The sequence below is a fragment of the Flavobacterium gilvum genome (genome assembly GCF_001761465.1).
GTDB lineage: Bacteria > Bacteroidota > Bacteroidia > Flavobacteriales > Flavobacteriaceae > Flavobacterium > Flavobacterium gilvum.
The window spans coordinates 2,132,585-2,156,890 of sequence record NZ_CP017479.1; the positions used below are offsets into that span (position 1 = coordinate 2,132,585).

Genomic DNA, 24,306 nt, shown 5'->3' on the forward strand with positions numbered 1-24,306 from the left:
GTAAAATTACTTAAATTAAAAACTAAACGACCGGAAAAGATTTTAATCATCGATAAAATTCATATATAAACGACAAAATGCATCTTGAATAGGAATAAGAATACATAAAAAGTAGTTTGCATAGCATAAATGACTTTAATATAACTTACTAATAATCAATTAATTACTTGTTGTTTTTTTTGATTTTTGAACATAAAAACGTATAAAAGTAACTGTGTTATCATTATAAGAGCTAATTCATAAAAAAATCGACAGTTTTTTAAGTTAAAAACAGTTTTTTTTGAGGTTAAATTTTAAACCAAAATTATATCAGAAAGAATCTGATGGAAATATCTTGCTTTAATTTTTTAAGCTAAAAATTATTGGCTCAGTGATTTAATTTTAATCAACAATCATTTATTAAAATAAAAAAAAACCTTAACTTTATTACACTCTTAATGAAGACTTTAGTTTTAAATTTCTGAACCCCAAATGCTTTAAAAAACTAATCGCCCTTTCTTATTTTTTTAATAGTTAGTTAATCAAATCAGTCTTCAATTAAATAACTTTTCGATGAAAATTATATTGACAGGCGCAACAGGCGTATTGGGTTCACAGATTATGTATGAAATTCTTGAATTATTCGTAAAAGAATCGATTGAAGGGAAACTTATTTTGATTGTAAGAGGAAAGAAAAAAAAAACCGCCTTAGAGCGGATAAATCAATTGCTTTCGAGTAGTTATACACCTCAATTTTTAAGAGACATTGGACTCGAAAAGCTGGATGCCTATATCGAGATTGTAGATACGGATTTGGATGCAGTGGAGGAAAATTTTTCAACCACAATAGAAGGTGCCTATTTTATTCATTCTGCCGGATATGTCAATTTATCTACGGATGAAGAACATCGGGAAAAGATTTTTGAGGAAAACACGAAGATTACCAAAATCATTTTGAATAATTTTCATCATTTCATAAAAAAATTCATTTATATAGGAACTGCTTTTTCATCGGGTGAGCGCTCGGGACTTGTTGAAAATGACTTTCATAATTTGGGTTTTATCCCAAAACATCGCAATGCTTACGAAAATGCAAAATTTCACTCAGAAAACTTTGTTGCGCAACGATGTAAAGCATTGGGATTACCCTTTCAAATTTTACGCCCAAGTGTTATTTGCGGAAAAATGCTTGGGGACGAAAATAGATATTTCATTTCCAAGTACATGGTTTTTTATCTCTTGGCCAAATTTTTTTATTTTGCATCCCAAAGGATTACAGAGCAAGAGAATGTACGTTTTATAATGAACAAAGAAACGGGATTGAATATTATTGCGGTCGATTATGTTGCCAAAGTAATTGTTTCGGTTTTTAGAAGAGAAGATATTCAGCAACTCAATATTGTAAGTCATAAAAGTCTGAATTTGGTGAAAGGATTGCAGCTGATTATGGATGAAGTTGGTTATTCCAATTACGCTATAGTGCCCAATACACCACATTTTGAATATCATAATATAACCGAAAAATTATATTATGAGAGTATTGGTAAACACCTTAAACCTTATCTTGTTTCTAGTGCCAAAGAGTATAATACCACATTACTCAACTCTATTCTAGAAATCCCAATATTAGACGATGAAACGTTCACCCAAATGATTCGGTACGGCAAACTCAACAATTTTAGAGATATTAATGTTTAATTCCGGTTGGGGAATCAATTTGTTTTTGTCGTAAATTTGGGAATTAAAACACCCCAATCATGAAGTTTTTTACCATCCTACTATTTAGCCTTATGGCTTCTTGTGCCTTTGCGCAGGAGCAAGTTTCGTTTTTTTTTGATAGCGATAAGTTTGTTTTGAAAAAAGAAGAACTTACAAAATTGAATAATTGGTTAACTGCAAATAAAGAAGTAAAAGTTGTTGGAGTTTACGGCTTTTGTGATGAGGTTGGAACTGTCGGGTATAATGATACTTTGGCCAAAAAACGAATCGATTATGTTTTTAATATTATAAAAAATAAAGTAAAGATTCGGGAGGATTTTAAAACACGAAGTTTTGGAAAACTGCATGCCTTATCTCCTATCAAAGCCGAAAACAGAAAAGTTACCTTGTATTATATTCTTCCAAGTGATTTTGTGAATGAAGAAAAAATAATAGCGACCAATCAGGAAGTTCAGGCAGAAAAGGAAAAGCCGAAAATCAAATTTCCTGACGTGTATGTCTATCAAAATCCAGATGGCTCTACTTCAAGTATTAAAATCGACACCGTTTTTATGAGAAAAGTAAGTGTTGCCAGTGTTGGTGAAAAGCTGAAACTGGAAAGTATGAATTTTTATGTGGATACTTTTGCAATTATGCCGCAATCCAGACCGGTAATGTTTGAATTGCTTACCGTCATGCAAAACTGTCCGGATCTGAAAATACAAATCCAAGGACATATTTGTTGCGTTACCAAAGATTTTAGGGATTTAAGTACCCAAAGGGCCAAAGCCATTTATAAATTTTTAGAATTCAATGGAATCAGTAAAAGTCGCATGACCTTTGTTGGATTCGGAAGTACAAAACCATTGTTTGCCATTCCCGAAAAAGATGAGACCGAAAGAGAAGCAAACCGCCGCGTCGAAATCGAAATCATAGCCAATTAATGAAGAATTAAGATTTCAGAATTAAGAATTAAGATTTTCTGAAAACTTGGAATTTGGAATTTGAGATTTGGAATTTCACATTGATATTGCCATTGATTTTTACCCTTGATATTGCTATTGTATAATTGTTACATTAAAATTATCTTTGCCCGACATACACACAACAAAAAGAATGAGTTCAGATACTTCAAAAAGATATGCACAACGTGGTGTATCGGCATCCAAGGAAGATGTGCATAACGCCATCAAGAATATAGACAAAGGTTTATTTCCTCAAGCATTTTGTAAAATTGTTCCTGATTATTTGACTCAGGACGAAGACTATTGCTTGATAATGCATGCAGACGGTGCGGGAACAAAATCCTCATTGGCCTATATGTATTGGAAAGAAACCGGAGATCTTTCGGTTTGGAAAGGAATCGCTCAGGATGCCTTAATTATGAATATTGATGACTTATTGTGTGTAGGCGCAACCGATAATATTTTGCTTTCGTCAACCATTGGAAGAAACAAAAATGTAATTCCGGGTGAAGTTTTATCAGCCATTATCAACGGAACCGAAGAATTGATTCAAGAGTTGGATTCTTTTGGTGTAACCATTCATTCAACTGGAGGTGAAACTGCCGATGTTGGTGATTTGGTAAGAACCATCATCGTAGATTCTACCGTGACAGCCAGAATGAAACGTTCCAAAGTGATAGACAATGCTAATATAAAAGCAGGAGATGTCATCGTTGGATTAGCTTCTTTTGGTCAGGCGACTTACGAAAAAGGGTATAACGGAGGAATGGGAAGTAACGGATTGACTTCTGCCCGTCACGATGTTTTCGAAAAGTATTTGGCCAGCAAATATCCAGAAAGTTTTGATGCAGCTGTTCCAAATGAATTAATCTATTCTGGTCAGGTAAAATTGACCGATGCGGTTGCAAATTCTCCAATCGATGCTGGACAATTGGTGCTTTCACCAACCAGAACTTACGCACCGATAATCAAAAAGATTTTAGATAAATATACTTCTGAGGAAGTCCATGGAATGGTACATTGCAGCGGAGGTGCGCAAACAAAAATTTTGCATTTTGTACAAAATCTACATATTATAAAAGACAATTTATTTCCCGTACCGCCTTTGTTCCAATTAATTCAGGAACAATCAAAAACGGATTGGAAAGAAATGTATCAGGTATTCAACTGCGGTCATCGTATGGAATTATACGTTCCCGAAACCATTGCTGAGGATATCATCGCAATTTCAAAATCATTTAATGTCGATGCCCAAATTGTAGGTAGAGTAGAAGCTTCGGATTCAAAAAAACTTACCATCAACAGCGAATACGGTACTTTCGAGTATTAATTAAAGAGTTGCTAAGAAACTAAGAAATTAAGTTGCTGAGATTTTACGTTATCTTCAGTTGTAAGGAGTCTTAGTATCTTAGAGTCTCAGAATCTTTGTAACTTAAAAATTATGTACGAACTACTTTTTTGGCGATATCAGGAAGGAACCTATCTCAACCATCATTTGGTTTACGAAGCTTTGGTAGAACAACAAGAAGTCGAAGGTTTGGAAGAACTTCCCGTGGAGGTAATTTTGAATCGGATTCATTCTGTGTTTTCAACTTGGGAAAAAGTAGATGAAAACAGTTGGAAAAACACCAAAGGGAAAGGTGCTTTTCAGGTAAAAACAACCCCACAAAGTGTCCAAATCGATTGCTACGGAACCGAAGGCAAAACGATGAATCTTATCGCTGATACTTTGGAAGAATTCAAATGCCCGTTGTACGACCCGCAAGTTCCGGTTCGTTACGACGAGATGAATGAATAATTTTTTTTGTAGCTAATTTACTTCGTCAGTTCGCTTCGCTCGTGTCAGCTATCCGTTACAAGTCCTCGCGCTGTGGGCTTTTCACTTTTATCTGGGCTAAAACATCAGTAGATATTGTTGAAATGGGAACTATTATTGAATCTATGGATTGATGATCAAAAAAATCTGTGATAATCAGTTTAATCCGTTCAATCTGTGGCCTATCTTCGGCTTATAGACAACATAGCGAATAAGCATATTTTTTATAAATTAGTATAAAAAAGAATAATGTCTATTTCTCAATTTCCGCAAAATATAATACTCGAAGACGAAATGGTTTTTCTTCGTTCACTACAATTATCTGATTTCGAAAATCTTTTGGATATTTCCCTCAATGAACCCGAAACCTGGGAGTATTCCCTTGTTCGTGCCAACGGAAAAGAAAACCTTGAAAATTATATTCGCTTAGCGCTCAAAGCCAAAGAAAATAAAACAGAATTTCCTTTTATCGTTTTTGATAAAAAATCAGGGAAATATGCTGGAAGTACTCGTTTTTACGATATTAATTTGCAGTTCAAAACTTTGCAATTAGGATACACTTGGTACGGAAAAGATTTTAGGGGAACTGGACTCAATAAACATTGCAAGTATCTTTTGCTTCAATTTGCCTTCGAAACATTAGGAATAGAACGGGTAGAATTTCGCGCAGACAACAACAACCAACGAAGTATTGCCGCCATGAAAAGTATAGGTTGCAAAGTAGAAGGTGTATTGCGAAGCCATATGCCAACTGCAGATAGTGATGTTCGCAGAGACAGCATTGTGTTAAGTATCCTTAAAGACGAATGGTTTAGCGAGGTTAAAGAAAATTTGAAAAAGAAACTTTGAAGGAGATTTTTTTTAAATGTATCATTGTTTAAAGGGAGAACAATTTCCTCAAAAAAGGTATCTTTGCGGTAATAAAAAAAAAGTCAATATGAAGATAAATCCAAAAAACGGAATTGATAAATTAATTTTTGGGATGAAGCAAAACGATGTTGTTGCTGTTTACGGTAAACCCGATAAAAATTACAAAGACGAAGATGATAATGTGATTTATGTTTATAAAGAGCACAAAATCAGGTTGACTTTTTATGACGAAGAAGAGTTGAAGTTGGGATATTTAGTGGCATCATCTCCAAGTTTGGAATTGTTTGGAAATAAAATCATCAACAGAAAAATAAGTGATGTCAAGAAGGATTTGGCTCAAAAAGGAATAACCAAATTTACCGAAGAAGAGTTTGATACATTTGAAAATTACTTCAATGAGGAAAATTGGATTATTCTTCAAACCGAATTTGATGAAGTGGTCAAATTCGAAATCGGAGCGATAATCAATAACAAAGATGAATTTGACTGGAAGTTTAAAAAATAACAAAGAAAAAAAATGGGATATTTTATAGTATCCCATTTTTTTTGTTCTATTATTTTAGTAAATGAATTATTCGCTTAAAACAACTGTTTTTTTGCTCAATTTGGATTTTCTTTTTTCTGTTAAATAATTGCGTAATGGAGCATCAATATAAGTCATTATCAAATAAGCCGAGCCAATTAGCGTAAGCGTACTTAAAGCAACAATGGCAAAGAGTGTCACTCCGCTGAACTTATAAATACTTTGGTACGTTCCAAAAATCCATATTGCAAAATAATGAGTCATGTATAATGGATAGGATATATTTCCAAAAAACACACAGATTTTTTTGGTATTAACAGAAGTCACAGCTCCAGCACCCAAGGCAACTAAAAGAGGGAAATAAAACAGTACAACAAGAGGTTCTGTTATATAATTTAAGGCTTCGTTAAAAGGATATAAAAATGCAGGCATTAAAAGTATTGCGAGTCCCAAAAAGCCAAGTTTTGACGAAATAATCCATTTGAAACGGTACACTAAGATACCAGCAAAAAAGGAATAAGAAACACGAGCAGCTCCATCCCAAAAGGTATCGCCTCCCCATCCGCCTACAAGTCCTTTGGAATTGTATGAAACGTAGATTAAAATAATTCCAGCAATAAGTGTTAGAACTGCCATAATCTTGCGAGGCAAACTCCATAGAATTAAGGAATAAACAATATTTGCGATGTATTCCCAAAATAAGGACCATGCCGGAGCATTCAACCCAAAATTATTGAGGTAGCGGTCTTTCATTATCGGAAGCGGAATCAATAATAAGGAACAAATAAATATAAAAATCAGTTCACCCGTACTTCTGCTCGCAATATCTCCGTAAGGAACAAGAAAATAACCAATCAAGCCTAAGATAGATCCTAGAATTACCAACGGATGTAATCGGATAAGACGTGATTTGAAAAATTCGATAACACCCATTTTTGCAATTCGGTCATCATAAGCGTAAGCAATCACAAAGCCCGAAAGACAAAAGAAAAAATCAACGGCCAAAAAACTATGAGCAAAAGGATTTTTAGTTGGGCCTTCGTCGAGATATACAAATTCTAAAAAATGGAAAATTACCACTGATATGGCTGCAACTCCCCTAAGTCCGTCAAGGATTTCGTAATGCTGTTTACTTTTAATCAATTCGATGTCTTTCATTGCAAAAATTATTGTTTTATGAGAAAGCCCAAACTTAACGAAATTATTCGCAAAATTTGGGCTTCAATTTTAATTTTTTTTAAGTTTTTACTACTTAAAAGAAAATGATAAAAAGTTTTTTGTTTTATTGATTTATCTTAATCAATTCCACTTCGAAGATTAAGTCACTTTTTGGAGGAATGGCACCTGGATAACCGCGCTCTCCATAAGCCAATGTATAAGGAACATAAAATTTATATTTTGCTCCTTCTTTCATTAATTGTACACCTTCTGTCCAACCAGGAATCACCTGATTTAGATTAAAATCGATGGGTTCACCGCGCTTGATACTACTGTCAAAAACGGTTCCATCTATAAAAGATGCAGTGTAATGAACCTTTACGTTACTGTCAATCTTTGGTGTTGCACCAGTACCCTCTTTTAGTACAATGTATTTTAGTCCGCTAGCGGTTGTTTGTCCGTTGGCAAATTCTTTTAAAGCAATTGCATTTTTGGCAGCTCTTTCTTTTTCTTCTTTTTCCTTTTGTAATTTTTCATCGGTAGCCTTATTGCTGTAATAGTCTGAGAATACTTTTACGGCATCAAATTTTTTGGCTGCTTCGCCTTTTCTTGTGATAGTTATTTTTGTGATAACATCATCCTGTGCAATAGTATTCACAACATTCATTCCTTGTGTTACTTGACCAAAAATGGTGTGTTTTCCGTTTAACCACGATGTTTCTTTGTGAGTAATAAAAAATTGGCTTCCGTTTGTTCCCGGTCCAGAGTTTGCCATAGCGAGAATTCCGCCTTTGTCAAATTTGGAGTCGGTGAACTCGTCTTTGAATGAATATCCCGGTGTACCAGAACCGTTACCGTTAGGATCTCCCCCCTGAATCATGAAATCACTAATAACTCGGTGGAATTTCAAACCGTCAAAAAAAGGCTTTCCTTTAAGTTTTTCAATAGTAACAAATGGATTTTTTCCTTCGGCAAGACTTATGAAATTAGCAACCGTAACAGGCGTTTTTTTATAAAATAATTCAAGGGTAATGTTTCCCTTATTGGTAGCGATGGTTGCAAAAATTCCTTCAGTAGGAGTAGTGGTTTTTACAGCTGTCGTAGCTGGTTTTTTTGCAGGTCCTACTTTTTTGGGTTGGGCATATAAATTGAATAGTCCTAAAAAGAGTAATAATGTGATTTTAGATTTCATTTATCAGATAATTATTTAGTTTTAAAAAAAAGTTGCCAAGATGCTAAGATTCTAAGATTTTGAAATGACGTTCATTACAAGATAAAGTATTCATAAGCAACAGAAAAAACTTAGCTTCTCAGAATCTTAGCATCTTTGAAAATTAATTCGACATTTTGTCCATTAGCTCAATTTCAAAAATGATATTGGCATTTGGCGGAATAACTTCGCCAGCACCAGCTTCGCCGTATGCAAGATAAGATGGTATAAAAAGAGTTGCTTTGTCGCCAATAGCCATTTTCTCAATTCCTTCAATAAAACCTGGAATCAAACCAGATTTACTTCCAGCCTGAAAAGGAATTGGCACATATTGATTGGCAGCTGCCTTTTCTGGAATGAATTTTCCAAAAGTTTTGGCGGTTTCTGCTTCACTGGTGTCAAACAAAATACCATTTTCTAAAAATCCTGCATAATGAATATAGACAGTAGTTCCTGCGGCTGGTTTTTTGCCTGTTCCTTTTTTGGTAATTACATATCGAAGGCCTGTTGAGGTCTTAGTAGATTTTCCTTTCAATTCAGCAAAAGAAGCTATTTTTTGATCACAAACAGCTTTGTATTTGGCTTCGTATTCTTTTTTGGCAGCGGCTTCGGCTTCTACTTTTCTTTTTTGGTTTTCAGATTCTATTTTGAAATAATCATAAAAAGTCTTTTTGGCATCAAATTTTTTGGCATCTTCACCATTTCTGATGATTGTTACGCTTTTGATAAAATCATCCTGTTCAATTTTATTGACTACTTCCAAATCATAATTTACAACATGTCCAAAAATAGTGTGAAGTCCATCCAGCCAAGGCGTTTCTAAATGCGTGATAAAAAACTGACTGCTGTTTGTTCCCGGACCATTATTGGCCATAGCCAACATTCCGCCTTTGTCAAATCTTAAATCGCTGAATTCGTCTTTGAATTTATAACCGGTATCTCCAGATCCTGTTCCCAGCGGATCTCCGGTTTGTATCATAAACTCCTTGATTACGCGATGAAATTTCAATCCGTTGAAAAAAGGTTTTCCTCTAAGAGTGTCATTAACAATAAATTCATTGTCGCCCTCGGCCAAGGTTATGAAATTGGCAACGGTTACCGGCGCTTTTTTATAATCCAATTCTAATAAAATGCTGCCTCGGTTGGTTTCGATTTCGGCATATAAACCATCGGGTAGATTGCTGTGTTTTTTATTACAGGAAATTAAAGTTGCAATGAGGAACATTGCAAATAAAATGCTTTTTTTCATTTTGTTTTTTAATTTGTTAAAGTGTCTTTTATTGTTTGTTTTACTGCTGGTTTTATTTTTGGCACAGCACTAGCTTGAATTTGCGCATTGTATTTGGCTTCAGTCATAAAATCATGTAGCGTTACGGTGCATAGCAATGGCTGATTGGTTCCGATTTTGTTATTGTCACCATGATAGCCATATCCCATATGCGAAGTGAAAAGGAAATGTACTTTTTCTTTTTTTCGCATGAGTTTAATACCATCTCTCAGTCCCATCATGATTTCCTGTTTGTCCACTTTGTAGACTTGAGGTTTCAATTCTTCTTGGGAATAAATGATATTGCCTTTCAAATCTTTTACTTCATAATCAAATAGGGCAATATCACCTTTTTTTGGAGTAAGGCTGTCGGCAAGATTTCGGGTTTCGTAATAATACCAATAGCCTTTCTTTGAAGCAATATATTTTTTGGAAGGGTCACTTTTTATTACTGTTTTAATTTGATCTTCTTCACCGGCAATCATTTTCTTATTGCGGGCTATTGATTGTTTCATGAAACTTCCAGACGATTGTGAAACAGGTCTTCGGGCTTCCTGATGTTGTTTGCAGCCTGTTAATAAAACGGCTGTAAAAAAAGGAATTAGCAATACTTTAAAATATTTCATATATGTAAAAATTTATTTGATAGGGGGCATATATGTTATCGCCTTTTTATTAACTGTGTTTATTTGTAATAAACCTGCTATTAATTGCGATTTCATGGGGGCTTTATATTTTTAATTTTTGTACTAAACTCTCAAATTTATTAATGGTTTCCTCCATTGATGTTTCTGATTTTCCTCCGGCGGCATTGATATGTCCTCCGCCATTAAAATGATCTCGGGCAAACTGATTGACATCAAAATTACCTTGGGAACGGAAAGAGATTTTGATGATTTCTTCCTCTTTGTTTTCGATGAAAATGGCTGTAAAAACGATTCCTTTTATGCTTAAACCATAATTGACAACTCCTTCGGTATCGCCTTTTACATAGTTAAAACTGTTTAATTCCTCTTGTGTCAACGTAGTGTACGAGGTTTTATTATCCTCCATCACTTTCATATTTTGCAAAGCACGTCCAAGAAGTTGTAAACGGTTGTAGGAACTATTGTCAAATAATAAGGTTGGGATCAAAGTGTTTTCTACACCAAGGTCAATCAATTCGGCGATAATTCGGTGGGTTGTTCCAGTGGTTTTTGGAAAACGAAATGAACCTGAATCAGTCAAGATTCCTGTGTAAATACAAGTTGCGATTGTTTTGTCTAAATCTTGTTTTTTGCCCAAAAAATCAATGAAATTGTACACCATTTCGCAGGTAGAACCATAAGCTACATCCGAATACGTGTAGGTGGCATAATCGTCCGGCCATTGATGGTGGTCAATCATGATAAAGGGAACGGTCAGTTTTTCTAGAACCTGTTCCATTTCGCCCGCCCGGTGTAGTGCGTTAAAATCCAAAGTAAAAACCAGTTCTGCTTCCTCCAGTATTTTGGTGGAGTTTTCCTTGTCTTTTTCGTATAGTTTTACTGTTTCGGAACCCGGCATCCAAGCCAGAAAATCAGGAAATTCATTTGGGGAAATCACAGTAGGATGGTGATTGTTTTTTATCAAAAAATGATATAACGCCAATGTCGAACCCATAGCGTCTCCGTCTGGACCACGATGAGGAATTATGGCAATTTTTTTTGGAGTTGCCAATAGCAACTGTATCGCTTGTATGTCTAGTGTATTCATAGATTGCGAAAATACATTTTTTAAACCAAAAGTTGAAAACTTTTAGGAAAATTAATGAGTAAGGAATGAGTTGTTTTGACCGCAAATTCGCAAATTTTAATTAAAAGGACTATTATAAATTGAGACGCTTTTAGCTAAATTAAGTGCAAATTATATTCTTAAAATTACAGGCTTAGGTTTTTTAAAAATAAATTTGCGAATTTGCGGTCATTAAAAAACAACTAATGAGTTTGTCTGATTAAAACTAAAAATAATCTAGAGGTATTTCAATCCTTTTTTTCGAATACTTTGGTATAAAATAGATTTCGGACCTTTCAAAATCTGTGATTTGTAAATACCGACACTGCCGGAAAAAAAGTAAGCTATAATGCAGGCAATACCGATATAGACTCCACTTTGCAAACCAAAAAGTTCTATTCCCATAATAGTACAGGCGATAGGAGTGTGGGTTGATCCCGAAAATACTGCGACAAATCCCATTCCGGCCAAAAGAGCAATTGGCAAAGGAACAATTACTGACAATGCACTTCCCAAAGTAGCTCCCACAAAAAATAATGGAGTTACTTCGCCTCCCTTGAATCCAGCTCCTAACGTAAATCCGGTAAAGAGAATTTTTAGAATAAAATCGTAAGGTGCATTATGAAGACTAAAAGCATCAACAATCATGGGGATTCCCAAACCTATATATTTTGTTGTTCCAATAAAATAAATCGAAAGAGCCAATATGATTCCGCCAACAAAAGGTCTTAACGGCGGATATTTTATGTTTTTGGAAAATAATTTGCCCCAAAAATGAGTGCTTCTTGCAAAAAGTAATGCTGCCAGCCCAAATAAAATACTAACAATAATTATCCAGAATAGTGCGGTAAAATCCATTTCGGGAACTGATGGGATACTATAATGAGTATGTTTTATCTCCCAAAACTCAACTGTAAAGTAAGCAATGTAAGCTACTAAAAAGGAAAGGACAATACTTCTTAAATTTATTTTATGAAAAAAAACGACTTCTAAAGCAAAGATTGCTCCCGCTAACGGTGTTCCAAAAACCGATGCAAAACCTGCGCTAATTCCCAGAATCATTAGTGTCTTTCTCTCAGAATGATTAAGTTTGAAAATAGGAGTGCATAAATCGGCAATCGCTCCGCCCATTTGTACAGCAGTTCCTTCACGTCCTGCAGATCCTCCAAAAAAATGCGTGATTAATGTTCCTAAAAGAACCAGTGGAGCCATCAGAAAGGGAACCCTTTTATCAGGCTCATTATATTCTTCCAATAGTAAATTGTTGCCTTTTGCGATTTTGGAGTCAGCATAAAAATAGCTATAACCAATGAGTAGACCACCAAGAGGCAACATCCAGATAATCCACTCGTTATGAGCTCTGACTTTGGTTACAAATTCTAAAGAAACCAAGAAAAATGCTGATGCCGATCCTGAAAAAATGCCTATCAGACAACAAATGAGAATCCATTTGAGCGTGATAGGCATTATATTTTTTAATTTTTCCAAATCGATTAATTCTAATACTTTTTAAAAAAAGGTTTAAAAGTATTACAAACGTAGTGTTTTTTTGGATTATTCAGCAACAACTGCGGTTAATTCGATTTCAACCAAATATTCAGGAGCTACCAATTGGTTGATGCCGTAAAATCCAGTGGTTGGTTTTATGTCTTTAAAGAAAATAGCGTGTGCTTTTGCAACGTCTTCAAATGTAGAAACATCGGTAGTGAAAATTCGAGTACGGATTACATCTTTCATGCCTACATTTAAATCTTCCAGTACTTTTTCAACTCTTTCAAGGATATTTAAAGTTTGAGCGTAGGCATCATCAGCTTTAACTTTTTCGCCGTCAACGATTGCAACAGTTCCGGATACTTCGATTATATTTCCAATGCGAACTGCACGGCAATATCCCATTTTGTCTTCCCAAGGTGAACCGGTTAAGATGTTTTTTCTTTCCATTATTTTATTATTTAGTTGATGTTAATTACTTTTAAGGATAGAGGAATTCTCAAAAAGCCCGCAATTTATAAAAATTAGAATTAAAAAAAGAGACACTTTTGTGGTAGAGGCTTTATATGGAGCATTTTCTGTTTTTTATAACAAAAAAGGAATTTTGTTTTAATTTCTTATTACGATTTAATGATTTGTATTTTTTATTTGGAGATAAATTGTTTTGCAGATGTGTTGCTTTTTTTAAGAAAATGAATGTGCTCTTGTCTGGTTTTTAGCTGATGATTTGTTATGTTTTTTAAAAATTTAGAATATCTTAACAGGTAATCGAGAATAAATTATGTTAGTTTTGTGATTTTATTATAGTTGATTTTTTATTTTTGGAAAAACTGTTTTTTAAGATAGAAAACCTACCATTTTTAAACTATGAAGCAATTTTTTTTTGTTTTCCTTATGGGTTTTGTGACTTGTACTTATGCTCAGGTTGAGTTTAATAATAAGTTCAAGGGAATTCCTCCAGTAAATATAAAACCGAAAGAAAAGAAAAGTGTACCTCCGCCGGTAGATACTTCTACTATTATTCCTCCAAATGTTTATAAAAATCCGAATGTGCAGTCGCCGCCCAATCCAGTTACTGATTATAGACCAAAAGTTAAGAGTGAGATTTCGATGATTCCCACAGATGAGTTTATAAATCCCGGAGACGAAGTTAGGGATAAGTTAGCCAAGGATATGGATAGAAGGTTAATTAAGGAGGGGCTAAAAGAAGATACCAGATATTTGGTAAAAAAAGATGTTAGTTTCGGCGAAATACGGACAAAATCAGCTTATTTTGTTATAAAATGCAGGGATTATGGTGCTATTGATGGAGATTTTATCCAAGGTATTCTTGATCAGAAAGTGGTAAGAGGGGCATTAGAATTGCAAGCCTATTTTAAGGAATTTACTATTTATTTCCATGACGGAATAAATGTATTTGAACTGGAGGCCTTGAATAGAGGTAGTTTAGGTGGAAATACTGGCGAGTTTTATATATATGATGCCGCCGGCAAATTAATTATTCATGAATATTGGGATAATTGGGATGCTGGTGTAAAAGGAAAGTTTGTTATAGTAAAAGAGTAGTTTTTCAACTACTCTTTTTTTATAAAATAAGATTAAAAAGGATCTGCTGTAACTTTAAAAGTCATTCTGGCATTAACCGTTACTTCTTGGCTAAAAGTTTGATTAATTGTTACCGATGTACGTATTTTATAGCTAGAAGACTTAATGTATTTGTCTAGTTTTTGGTCTGTACAGGTTAGATTAATTGTGTTGCTAGTAGAACTGATATTGTCTTGATACGCCAATTCGATTTCATCCGTAGCATTTGTTGAAATGTACAAATGAACCGATTTTACAAAACTGAATGTTTTATCGGCAGGATTGGTGATGGTTAGTTTTAATTCGTCCAATTTTACATCTTTAACCAAATCTGCATTGGTGTTGTTGTTTTTGAATTCAGCTGTAGAATTTGTTGTAACGTCTGGAGTGGGAACTTCAAACGGAGTGTTAAGTGATGCTCCGGGACTAATTTTGAACGAAGTTTCGTTTGAAATTTTGAAGGTTAATAATTTATCCACTTCATTGCAGGAAATAGTCAATAAAAAGATAAGAGCTGTAATTGCGATTGTTTTTGTTTTCATCATTTGTAGGTTTTTGAAGATTATAACGTATTAATTTTTTGGTTATTATCTAATGAGAACTAGATGTTTGTTTTTCTAATCTATTTTTTTTGATTTTTGTGGGGAAGTGTTTTTCAAAAAAAATCGTTGCAAATGTAAAGCTAGAGATTGAGAATTGAATATTTTTTTAATAAAAAAAGAAAATATTTTTTTTCGAAATTCAATTTTTGAAATCAAAATATAAAAAGTATTTTTGCGCATGCAACACAACGTACTTATTTTAGATTTCGGATCGCAATATACTCAACTTATTGCGCGTAGAGTTCGCGAATTAAATATATTCTGCGAAATTTTCCCTTACAATCATTTTCCAGATGATTTATCAAGTTATAAAGCCGTAATTCTTGGTGGAAGCCCATTCTCTGTTAGAGGAGAAGATGCGCCACACCCGGATTTGTCGCAAATTAGAGGTAAGCTCCCTATGCTGGCCGTATGTTACGGAGCTCAGTATTTGGCTCATTTCAGTGAAGGTGAGGTAGCTGCTTCTAATACCAGAGAATACGGTAGAGCAAATTTGTCCTATATTAAGGAAGATGAAGTTTTCTTCGAAGGGATTTCTCCAAACAGCCAAGTTTGGATGAGCCACAGTGACAGTATCAAAACATTGCCTGCAAATGGGGTGAAATTAGCCAGTACGCACGATGTAGAATTTGCCGCTTACAGAATTGAAGGCGAAACAACTTATGCTATTCAATATCACCCAGAGGTTTATCATTCTACTGAAGGAACAAAAATATTGGAAAATTTCCTTGTAAAAATTGCTCAAGTTCCTCAAAATTTCACACCAAATGCTTTTGTTGAAGAAATTGTAGCCGAAATGAAAGAAAAAATCGGAAACGACAAAGTTGTTTTAGGTCTTTCAGGAGGTGTGGATTCAACAGTAGCAGCAGTTTTATTGAATAAAGCAATTGGCAAAAATCTGTATTGTATTTTTGTAAATAACGGATTGCTTCGTAAAAATGAATTCCAAAGCGTTTTGGATCAGTACGAAGGAATGGGATTGAATGTAAAAGGAGTTGACGCTTCTCAACGTTTTTATGATGCCTTGGCCGGAGTTACTGACCCAGAGTTAAAAAGAAAAGCGATTGGTAATGCTTTTATCGAAGTTTTTGATGATGAATCCCATAAAATCGAAGATGTTACTTGGTTAGCCCAAGGAACTATATATCCTGATGTAATCGAATCGGTTTCTGTAAAAGGGCCATCTGCAACTATCAAATCACATCATAATGTTGGTGGTTTGCCAGATTATATGAAATTGAAAGTGGTTGAACCTTTGCGTATGCTTTTCAAAGACGAAGTACGTAGAGTGGGTGCAACTTTGGGAATTGATCCAGAATTATTAGGAAGACATCCTTTCCCTGGGCCAGGATTGTCTATTAGAATTTTGGGAGATATTACTTTGGAGAAAGTTCAAATCCTTCAGGATGTAGATAAAGTTTTTATCGACGGATTGAAATCTTGGGGATTATACGATAAAGTATGGCAAGCCGGAGCGATTTTGCTACCTGTCAACAGCGTTGGAGTTATGGGTGATGAACGTACTTATGAAAAAGTAGTAGCCCTGAGAGCAGTAGAATCAACAGACGGAATGACCGCAGACTGGGTACACCTTCCTTATGATTTCTTGATGAAAGTGTCTAATGATATTATCAATAAAGTAAAAGGTGTAAACCGCGTAGTTTATGATATAAGTTCGAAGCCACCGGCAACAATTGAGTGGGAATAATATAATTTTTTTAACATTAAGTCGTTACATTTGTAACGACTTAATTGTTTAAACCTACTTATTTATGAAAAAAATTTTAAGATTTTTTTTGTTTGTTGCTTTTGTTTCAAATGTCTCCCTCGGACAGCAATCTGCAACTAAACATACCGTTTTAAAAGGCGAAACCATAGCCCAAATCGCCCAAAATCACAACACAACTCCTTCTGAAATTTACAGACTGAATCCGGAAGCTCAAAAAGGAATCTCTGAAAATCAAATTCTAATCGTTCCAGAATTACTTCCTCAAGTCAAAAATACAATTACTCACATTGTTGCCCCAAAAGAAACATTGTTTGGGCTGGCAACAAAATATAATGTCAAAGCTGACGTTATTCAAAATGCAAATACTGCTGTACTTGCTAATGGATTGCAGGTAGGACAACAATTAATTATTCCTCAGGATAATGCTCCAAAAACAGAAGTTGCTGTCGCAAAAAAAACGCATTTGGTTCAACCTAAAGAATCATTGTTTAGTATTGCCAGATTATATAATGTATCTGTGGAAGATTTGGATAAAACCAATTCGGATATTTTGAAAAATGGTTTGCAGGTGGGTCAGGAAATTAAAATTCCGAATAAAAAGAAAACACTTGATGGAAGAGTGAGAGTTATCAATGGCGAAACTGTTTTTTATGTGGTGAAAGCCAAAGAGACCAAATATTCGATAGCAAAACAATTTGGGATTAGCGTAGAACAATTAGAATCTCAAAATCCAGAAATTGTAAACGGATTGACAGAAGGAAATCGATTGGCAATCAATGTCAAAGAAGTGAAGCCGAGCAATGAAAATGAGGAATTGATGCTTGCTTTGGCAGAAAAACAAGTGGTGGTCGAAAAATCCAAAGCCAATGCCAAAGAAATCAACAGCCTAAAAGAAAAATTGGAATTGCAGAATGAAATCAACCAAAAAGTAATTAAAGTAAATGGTCTTTTGGTGGATTTAAAAGAAATTGACAATACCAAAGAGGGCTCTGCCGAAAAACTAAAAATGGTTTTAGAAGCAAATAAAAATATACAGGAGATTCTTTTGGTTAAATTGGATTCTTTGGTGAATACAATGAGTAAAGATTTGAACGAACTGAAAAAAACCGAATTAGTGGATCTTGACGAATCCATTCGTATGCAAAAGATTTCCAATGAGAATATTTCGAAAACAAATGAATTGTCTCAACAGCTTAAAAAACAATTGGCAGATAATAGAAAAGTGTATTCGGGTTTGATGGACAAAGCTGAGCGTATTGTTGTTGAAGAAAATCAGGAATACAAGAAAAGTATTCGTGAAAACGAAAAAGGAAAAGCAAATGTGAAGGCTGTGAAATTGACTCCCGTGGATTTGAAAAACATGGAAATGGAACAGCGTATGCGCGATTTGAATAATTTGAAACTGATTACCAAACTGGATTCTTTGAATAATGAAAGTAAATCAGAATTGAAATTGCACATCAGTAAGGCGACTTTTTACAGCAAACAGGCTCGGGCTTTTGATGATAATTTGGCGAAATTAAAAAACCAAAGCTATCAGAATAAAGCATCCGAATCCCAATCGAAAGCAAAAACAGGAGTGGTGTCCAAGTCGCTTACTTTGGAACAAATAAAAAAAGAATTAGCCAAGCAACCTGCAAAAGTAAAAGCCATTAAAGTGGAAAAAGTGGAAGGAATTAAAGACTTGAAATCGGGATATTATGTTGTTTTGGGTAATTTTCAGGAGGCCGCTGCGAGAGATTCTTTTATCAGGAAATTGAGTGATTCTGGTTCTTTGGAAGCTAATTTTTTCTATAATATGAATATACTTTCTTATTATGTTTATTCTAAAATGGTTGCGACCAAGGAAGAAGCACTTTATGAATGTATTCAAAAACAAGGGAAACCTCTTTTTGAAAAAATGTTTATAGCAAATGTAGTTTCCGAATAAACTAATTAAGGAATAAATTAACAAGATGAGAAGCGATGTTTTCCTATAAACACAGTATTTTTACTGAAATTTATAATGCACATAAACCCTACTAATATGAACTATTTTTCAGCTGTACTTTGTACTGTTTTATTTTCAGTGTCCTCTAGTTTTTCGCAGGAAAAAATTGATAAATATATTGTTGCCAAAGGGGAAACTGTAGCACAGATTGCTCAAAAATTTAAAATTACTCCTTACGAAATTTATAAACTCAATCCAGATGTACAAAATGGATTGAAGCCAAATGCTGTTTTGCTGATTCCAAAAAGTAATGTGAGTAGCGTGAAAACTAATGCGGCTCCACCCGTGAAAACTACTCCGTCTCCATCAAAATCAGTGGCACAATCGCCTAAAACACATTTGGTGCTTGCAAAAGAAACTTTATTTGGAATTGAAAAAAAATACGATGTAAGCGATGAAGCTTTGAAAAAAGCCAATCCAGATCTTGTAAAAAACGGTTTGCAAATAGGACAGCTTTTGAATATTCCTTCTCAAAGTGATGTAAAACAAAGTGTTCTTGTAAAGAATAATGTTCCTGTTTATCATATTGTGCAACCAAAAGAAACCAAGTATTCTATAGCTAAGAAGTATGATATTACTATCGAAGAACTGGAACAAAAAAATCCTGATATCGTAGCCAATTTGGAGATAGGATATGAATTGCTGATAAAAGGAAACAGACCCAAACCGGTTGCCCAAAGCGTTCCTGTAAAAGCTTCTGTTACAACCGAAAAGAAATCTGTAGTGAAGGTTTCAGAACCGATACATTATATAGATTATACAGTAAAACCAAAAGAAACATTTTACAGTTTGTCAAAAATGTTTGGATTGACGCAACAGCAATTAGTTGAATTAAATCCAATTTTATCCTCGGGTGTGCAGGAAGGAATGGTTTTGAAAGTACCGTCAAAATCGAATCAAATTGCGGTTAATTCGGCTAAGCAAAAAGTTGTTTTGACTAAAAAATACAGTCAGGACAAAAAGACTCTTGTGTTGTTGTTCCCTTTTAATTTGGCCAAAAATAGTGGTGACACGATTACTTCTACAGTTAATCGATTGAATAATGACAAGTTTTTGAATATGACTCTGGATTTTTATTCGGGAGCTTTGATGGCGATTGATTCTGCAAAAACAGTTGGAGTTAATATTGATGTGAAGATTTTTGATTCTAATGAAACCAAGACAACTTCCAACATAGGTTCTATTTTTAATGACAATAATCTTGCAGATGTAGATGCAGTTGTTGGGCCTTTTTATCAAAATAATGTGGAAAAAGCGGCAGTGTTATTTGCAAAAAATAATGTGCCAGTGATTTCTCCTCTGTCAAAAGACGCAGGTAATCCGATACCGAATTTATATCAATCCATTGTGCCACCATCAGTGCTGAAAACTGCAATGTTTGATTTTTTGAATGCCAAACAAGGAAATTTGGTAGCAGTAATCGACAAGAAAAGAGAATCGATCAGAAAATATATTTCGGAAAATCAAACAGCTGTAAAAATTGCTCCGTTGACAGAAACAGGCGGTTTAGATGTGGAGAATTTAAAAAAATTATTGGTAAAAGACAGAATGAATTATGTTATTCTGGAGTCGGCCAATACGGGAATGGTTAAGTACACTATAAACACCATGCTTTGGGCTATGGCCAATGGTTATCAAGTGCAATTGGTGATTTTGGAACCTAATGATACTTTGGATACAGACGAAGTTAGTTTTGCAAATCTGACCAAGTTGCATTTGATGTATCCTTCTGCAACTCGAGAAAATAATTCTCCCGAAGCACAGATATTTATGCAGAATTACAGAAAAAAGAATAAAGTAAATCCAAGTTCGTATGCTATTCGTGGTTTTGATATTACTTTTGACACTATGATGCGTTTGTCACAAGATAAAACCTATCAGGAAACAGCCGAAACGATGATTACAGAACAGGTGGAGAACAAATTTGAATATCATAAAAACCAAGATGAAGGTTATGCAAATAAAGGTGTATATATCTTGTATTACGACACTGATTTGACAATTAAAGAAGCGAAGTGAAAAACTGTTTTCGGTTTTCAGTTATGAGTTATCGGTTTTGATAGCTGAAAACCCAAAACCAATAACTGACAACCGATAACCGACAACTGATAACTCATAACTAAAAAAAAAATGACTTCAAAAGTAACTTATTTGGGAGATTTAAGAACTTCCTCAATACACATTCAATCGGGTACTGAAGTACTATCAGATGCTCCGGTTGACAATAATGGAAAAGGAGAGGCTTTCTCTCCTACAGATGCTGTCGCAAATGCTTTGGCTACCTGTATGATGACCATCATGGGAATAAAAGCAAGAGCCATGAATGTTGATTTTAAAGGTTCAACTGCGGCAGTTACTAAAATTATGAATGCCGAGCCTAGAAAAATTGGTGCTATCGAAATTGTTTTTGAAATGCAGGGTGTTACAGAGCAAAAAGATAAAACAATCTTGGAAAGAGCTGCAATGACTTGTCCTGTTTTCCTGAGTTTGAATGATGATATCGATAAACGAATTACTTTTAATTGGAAATAAATTGGAAGTAGAAGATTTCTAAATGCAAAAAAAAACTGTCGCGAGACAGTTTTTTTATTTCTTTTAATCTTTAATCCAAAAGTTCAAGAGTGACCAAATAAGCACAATGATCGGAGGCTACTGAATTCTGAATGACTTCTCTGCTTATAACTTTCCATCTATTTTTTGGAGAATACATTACGTAATCAATTGTTTTGTCTGGTTTGCTTGACGGAAAAGTAAATTGTGATTGTGGGTTTTGTTTGTCATAAGATGTTCCCCATTTTTCTTCCAGAATTTTCATTGGGTTACTGTCTGGCAAGGAGTTTAAATCTCCGGCTAAAATTGTTGGGTATTTATTTTTTATAAAAACAGCATTGATTTTTTTAACCTGATTGATTCTGTCTGTTTCGATTTCTTTATAATCCAAATGAGTGCCAACAAAAGCAATCGTGTCGCCAGAAGGAAGAACCGATACAATCTCTACTGCATTTTTGGGTTCATTGCCTTTGGTGTAAGGTAAATTTACATTTCTGGAAGAGGCTATAGAGTGTTTGGATAAAATTCCTTCGCCATATTCTCCACCGTCAAATTTCATTGCTTTTGCAAAAAGAGAAGACATTTTGGTTCTGATACCCAATTCGGTTACCAAGTCGTATTTTCTGGCACGGTTTGTTTTGTAATCAACTTCCTGTAGTGCTACAAAATCAGGATTGGCATCATTTATTACTTTAGCAATAACATCAAGGTTAAAATCGCCTTTCATGGTTTCGCCATGATAAATGTTGAAGGTTAGAAATTTTATTATTTTTTTGTCCTTTTGTTCGCTTTGCGCGAATGTTAAACTAACTGCGAAAAGTAATAATGGAATCAGAAATGGTTTTAAATTCATAGTAAATCGTTTTAGGTTTGTTTTCGAGCACAATGTAGATATAATTGTGAAATGTTTTGTAATAAATGGCAAAAAAATATTTAGATTTTTTTTCTGAACAAAGACTTTTGAAAACAATTTTGTCGGGCTAATATTTTACCTTGCGAAAAAATCAGCAAAACAATGGACCAAAACCAAAAACAGCTTATAAAATTGGCGCATACCAAAATGCCTTTTGGGAAATACGAAGGTTGGTTTCTTATAGACATTCCGGAGTATTACATTGTTTGGTACAGCAATAAAGGTTTTCCAAAAGGAGAATTGGGCGAACAACTGAAATTAATTCATGAATTAAAGCTCAATGGACTCGAAGAGCTAATTCGGAACATAAAAAAGAAATATCCAAAACCTTAAATAATTTGCTAATTGAACAATTAGAAAATTAGATAATTTAAGATGGATATTATAATATTGGTTGAAATGAATTTAATTCATCATTTTCTAATTTTCTAATTAGCAAATTGTCTAATTAAATTTGTACTTTTGCCACGTTTTTTAAACAACTACATTTCAAACAACAACAGATGAATCAAACGAAATATATTTTTGTTACAGGTGGTGTGACTTCTTCTTTGGGAAAAGGAATTATAGCGGCATCGTTGGCAAAATTGTTACAGGCAAGAGGTTATAGGACAACAATTCAGAAATTTGATCCTTATATCAATGTCGATCCAGGAACTTTAAATCCTTATGAACATGGAGAATGTTACGTAACGGATGATGGAGCTGAAACCGATTTGGATTTAGGTCACTACGAGCGTTTTTTGAACGTTCCGACTTCTCAGGCTAATAACGTAACGACTGGTAGAATTTATCTTTCTGTAATTGAAAAAGAACGTAGAGGTGAATTCTTGGGTAAAACCGTTCAAGTTGTTCCTCATATTACCAACGAAATTAAGGAAAGAATGCAATTGCTGGGTAAATCCGGTGATTATGATATTGTTATTACCGAAATTGGTGGTACAGTGGGTGACATTGAATCTTTGCCTTATATTGAATCTGTACGTCAGTTGGTGTGGGATTTAGGCGAAAATAATGCGATAGTTATCCATTTAACGTTGGTTCCTTATTTGGCCGCAGCAGGAGAATTAAAGACAAAACCTACACAACATTCTGTTAAAGCTTTAATGGAAAGCGGTATCAAAGCAGACATTTTGGTTTGTAGAACCGAACATGAAATTGCTGATGATATCCGTAATAAATTAGCTTTGTTTTGTAATGTAAAAAGAGAAGCGGTAATCCAATCTATTGATGCTTCAACTATTTACGAAGTGCCAAATTTAATGTTGGAAGAAGGATTGGATATTGTGGCATTGAAAAAACTGGATTTGCCTAAAAAAGCGGCTCCAGATTTAAAAAATTGGAACACTTTTTTACGTAGATTAAAATTTCCAAAACACACAGTAAACATTGGTTTGATAGGAAAATATGTAGAAATGCAGGATTGCTACAAGTCTATTCTTGAGGCTTTCATTCATGCAGGTGCTGCCAATGAAACCAAAGTAAATGTTATTTCTATACATTCAGAATTTATAGATTCAGAGAATATCAAAGAAAAATTGAGTGGTTTGGATGCAATTCTTGTTGCTCCTGGTTTTGGAGAGAGAGGAATTGAAGGAAAAATTGAAGCTATCCGTTTTGCACGTGAAAATAAAGTTCCGTTTTTCGGAATTTGTTTAGGAATGCAAATGTCTATTATCGAATATTCAAGAAATATAGTAGGATTAGCCGATGCCAATTCTACCGAAATGAATGACAAAACCAAGAATCCAGTTGTCAATTTGATGGAAGATCAAAAAAATGTTACCGACAAAGGAGGAACAATGCGTCTTGGAGCTTGGAAATGTGAGATTAAACCTAATACATTGGCTCATAGAATTTACGGAAAAACATCCATTTCAGAGCGTCACCGTCACCGTTACGAATACAATAGTCAATATGTAGATCAGTTGCAAAAAGCGGGTCTGATTTCTTCTGGTGTAAATCCTGATACAGGGCTCGTGGAGATTGTAGAATTAGAAGACCACCCGTTCTTCATAGGTGTGCAATACCATCCTGAATACAAGAGTACGGTAGCAAATCCGCATCCTATTTTTGTGAATTTTGTAGCGGCTGCTGTAAAAGCTAAAAAAAAATAATAAGGTTTTAATTGAAAAATCATAGTTGTCAAAATGTAACGTTAACCGTTTTTTGATGACTAAAGAAATCAGTTTCTAATTCAGCTCAATTA

Annotated in this window: 22 protein-coding genes; 13 read left to right on the plus strand and 9 right to left on the minus strand. The window is 34.4% G+C overall.

Annotation, left to right across the window (positions count from 1 at the left end; all coding sequences use genetic code 11):
* Positions 1-552 precede the first annotated feature (552 nt).
* The 6 genes from EM308_RS08990 (at position 553) to EM308_RS09015 (ending at position 5,833) form a co-directional block, all read left to right on the plus strand.
* A complete protein-coding gene (locus tag EM308_RS08990; protein ID WP_035636550.1) occupies positions 553-1,677 on the plus strand; it encodes an SDR family oxidoreductase in 1,125 nt (374 codons plus the stop codon).
* A 59-nt stretch (positions 1,678-1,736) separates the two neighbouring features.
* Entirely contained in the window at positions 1,737-2,621 is an 885-nt protein-coding gene (locus EM308_RS08995) for an OmpA family protein (RefSeq protein ID WP_231560003.1), read from the plus strand.
* 172 nt (positions 2,622-2,793) lie between these two features.
* Positions 2,794-3,972, plus strand: coding sequence for an AIR synthase related protein (locus EM308_RS09000; protein WP_035636556.1), 1,179 nt, complete (start codon positions 2,794-2,796; stop codon positions 3,970-3,972).
* Between the two features lie 111 nt (positions 3,973-4,083).
* Positions 4,084-4,440 carry a hypothetical protein gene (locus tag EM308_RS09005; RefSeq protein ID WP_035636559.1) on the plus strand — a complete coding sequence of 119 codons (357 nt, stop codon included), beginning with the start codon at positions 4,084-4,086 and terminating at the stop codon, positions 4,438-4,440.
* A 267-nt stretch (positions 4,441-4,707) separates the two neighbouring features.
* On the plus strand, positions 4,708-5,307 hold the full coding sequence (locus EM308_RS09010; RefSeq protein WP_035636562.1) for a GNAT family N-acetyltransferase: 600 nt from the start codon (positions 4,708-4,710) through the stop codon (positions 5,305-5,307).
* 88 nt (positions 5,308-5,395) lie between these two features.
* Positions 5,396-5,833 (plus strand): hypothetical protein, encoded by a 438-nt coding sequence (locus EM308_RS09015; protein WP_035636582.1) that lies wholly within the window; start codon positions 5,396-5,398, stop codon positions 5,831-5,833.
* Positions 5,834-5,899: 66 nt separating this feature from the next.
* On the opposite strand, the gene EM308_RS09020 is transcribed toward EM308_RS09015, so the two are convergent.
* From EM308_RS09020 to EM308_RS09050, 7 genes are all read right to left on the minus strand, one after another.
* On the minus strand, positions 5,900-7,009 hold the full coding sequence (locus EM308_RS09020) for an acyltransferase family protein (RefSeq protein WP_035636565.1): 1,110 nt from the start codon (positions 7,007-7,009) through the stop codon (positions 5,900-5,902).
* Positions 7,010-7,133: 124 nt separating this feature from the next.
* On the minus strand, positions 7,134-8,201 hold the full coding sequence (locus tag EM308_RS09025) for a peptidylprolyl isomerase (RefSeq protein ID WP_035636568.1): 1,068 nt from the start codon (positions 8,199-8,201) through the stop codon (positions 7,134-7,136).
* A 142-nt stretch (positions 8,202-8,343) separates the two neighbouring features.
* The gene (locus EM308_RS09030; protein ID WP_035636571.1) at positions 8,344-9,468 is read right to left on the minus strand and encodes a peptidylprolyl isomerase; all 1,125 of its coding nucleotides are present in this window, start codon (positions 9,466-9,468) and stop codon (positions 8,344-8,346) included.
* 8 nt (positions 9,469-9,476) lie between these two features.
* Positions 9,477-10,112 (minus strand): gliding motility-associated peptidyl-prolyl isomerase GldI, encoded by a 636-nt coding sequence (gene gldI, locus EM308_RS09035; RefSeq protein ID WP_035636573.1) that lies wholly within the window; start codon positions 10,110-10,112, stop codon positions 9,477-9,479.
* Between the two features lie 103 nt (positions 10,113-10,215).
* Positions 10,216-11,220 (minus strand): DHH family phosphoesterase, encoded by a 1,005-nt coding sequence (locus tag EM308_RS09040; protein ID WP_035636576.1) that lies wholly within the window; start codon positions 11,218-11,220, stop codon positions 10,216-10,218.
* A gap of 255 nt (positions 11,221-11,475) precedes the next feature.
* Complete coding sequence (locus tag EM308_RS09045) at positions 11,476-12,705, minus strand: voltage-gated chloride channel family protein (protein ID WP_051877747.1); 1,230 nt, start codon at positions 12,703-12,705, stop codon at positions 11,476-11,478.
* An 87-nt stretch (positions 12,706-12,792) separates the two neighbouring features.
* The gene (locus EM308_RS09050; protein ID WP_035636580.1) at positions 12,793-13,179 is read right to left on the minus strand and encodes a RidA family protein; all 387 of its coding nucleotides are present in this window, start codon (positions 13,177-13,179) and stop codon (positions 12,793-12,795) included.
* Positions 13,180-13,596: 417 nt separating this feature from the next.
* On the opposite strand from EM308_RS09050, the gene EM308_RS09055 reads away from it, so the two are divergent.
* Positions 13,597-14,295, plus strand: a complete 699-nt coding sequence (locus EM308_RS09055; protein ID WP_051877748.1) for a hypothetical protein — start codon at positions 13,597-13,599, stop codon at positions 14,293-14,295.
* Positions 14,296-14,327: 32 nt separating this feature from the next.
* Here the strand turns inward: EM308_RS09055 and EM308_RS09060 are convergent, their stop codons facing one another.
* The gene (locus EM308_RS09060) at positions 14,328-14,858 is read right to left on the minus strand and encodes a hypothetical protein (RefSeq protein ID WP_231560004.1); all 531 of its coding nucleotides are present in this window, start codon (positions 14,856-14,858) and stop codon (positions 14,328-14,330) included.
* Between the two features lie 235 nt (positions 14,859-15,093).
* Between EM308_RS09060 and guaA the strand changes: the two genes are divergently transcribed.
* The 4 genes from guaA (at position 15,094) to EM308_RS09080 (ending at position 21,166) form a co-directional block, all read left to right on the plus strand.
* Complete coding sequence (gene guaA / locus EM308_RS09065; RefSeq protein WP_035640218.1) at positions 15,094-16,623, plus strand: glutamine-hydrolyzing GMP synthase; 1,530 nt, start codon at positions 15,094-15,096, stop codon at positions 16,621-16,623.
* A gap of 64 nt (positions 16,624-16,687) precedes the next feature.
* The gene (locus EM308_RS09070) at positions 16,688-18,574 is read left to right on the plus strand and encodes a LysM peptidoglycan-binding domain-containing protein (protein ID WP_035640219.1); all 1,887 of its coding nucleotides are present in this window, start codon (positions 16,688-16,690) and stop codon (positions 18,572-18,574) included.
* Between the two features lie 96 nt (positions 18,575-18,670).
* Complete coding sequence (locus tag EM308_RS09075) at positions 18,671-20,653, plus strand: LysM peptidoglycan-binding domain-containing protein (RefSeq protein WP_035640221.1); 1,983 nt, start codon at positions 18,671-18,673, stop codon at positions 20,651-20,653.
* 111 nt (positions 20,654-20,764) lie between these two features.
* On the plus strand, positions 20,765-21,166 hold the full coding sequence (locus EM308_RS09080; RefSeq protein ID WP_035640223.1) for an OsmC family protein: 402 nt from the start codon (positions 20,765-20,767) through the stop codon (positions 21,164-21,166).
* 70 nt (positions 21,167-21,236) lie between these two features.
* On the opposite strand, the gene EM308_RS09085 is transcribed toward EM308_RS09080, so the two are convergent.
* A complete protein-coding gene (locus EM308_RS09085; protein WP_035640225.1) occupies positions 21,237-22,037 on the minus strand; it encodes an endonuclease/exonuclease/phosphatase family protein in 801 nt (266 codons plus the stop codon).
* 162 nt (positions 22,038-22,199) lie between these two features.
* Between EM308_RS09085 and EM308_RS09090 the strand changes: the two genes are divergently transcribed.
* Both EM308_RS09090 and EM308_RS09095 read left to right on the plus strand, forming a co-directional pair.
* Positions 22,200-22,430, plus strand: a complete 231-nt coding sequence (locus EM308_RS09090) for a DUF3820 family protein (RefSeq protein ID WP_035640226.1) — start codon at positions 22,200-22,202, stop codon at positions 22,428-22,430.
* 170 nt (positions 22,431-22,600) lie between these two features.
* Positions 22,601-24,214, plus strand: a complete 1,614-nt coding sequence (locus EM308_RS09095) for a CTP synthase (RefSeq protein ID WP_035640227.1) — start codon at positions 22,601-22,603, stop codon at positions 24,212-24,214.
* Positions 24,215-24,306: the final 92 nt, after the last annotated feature.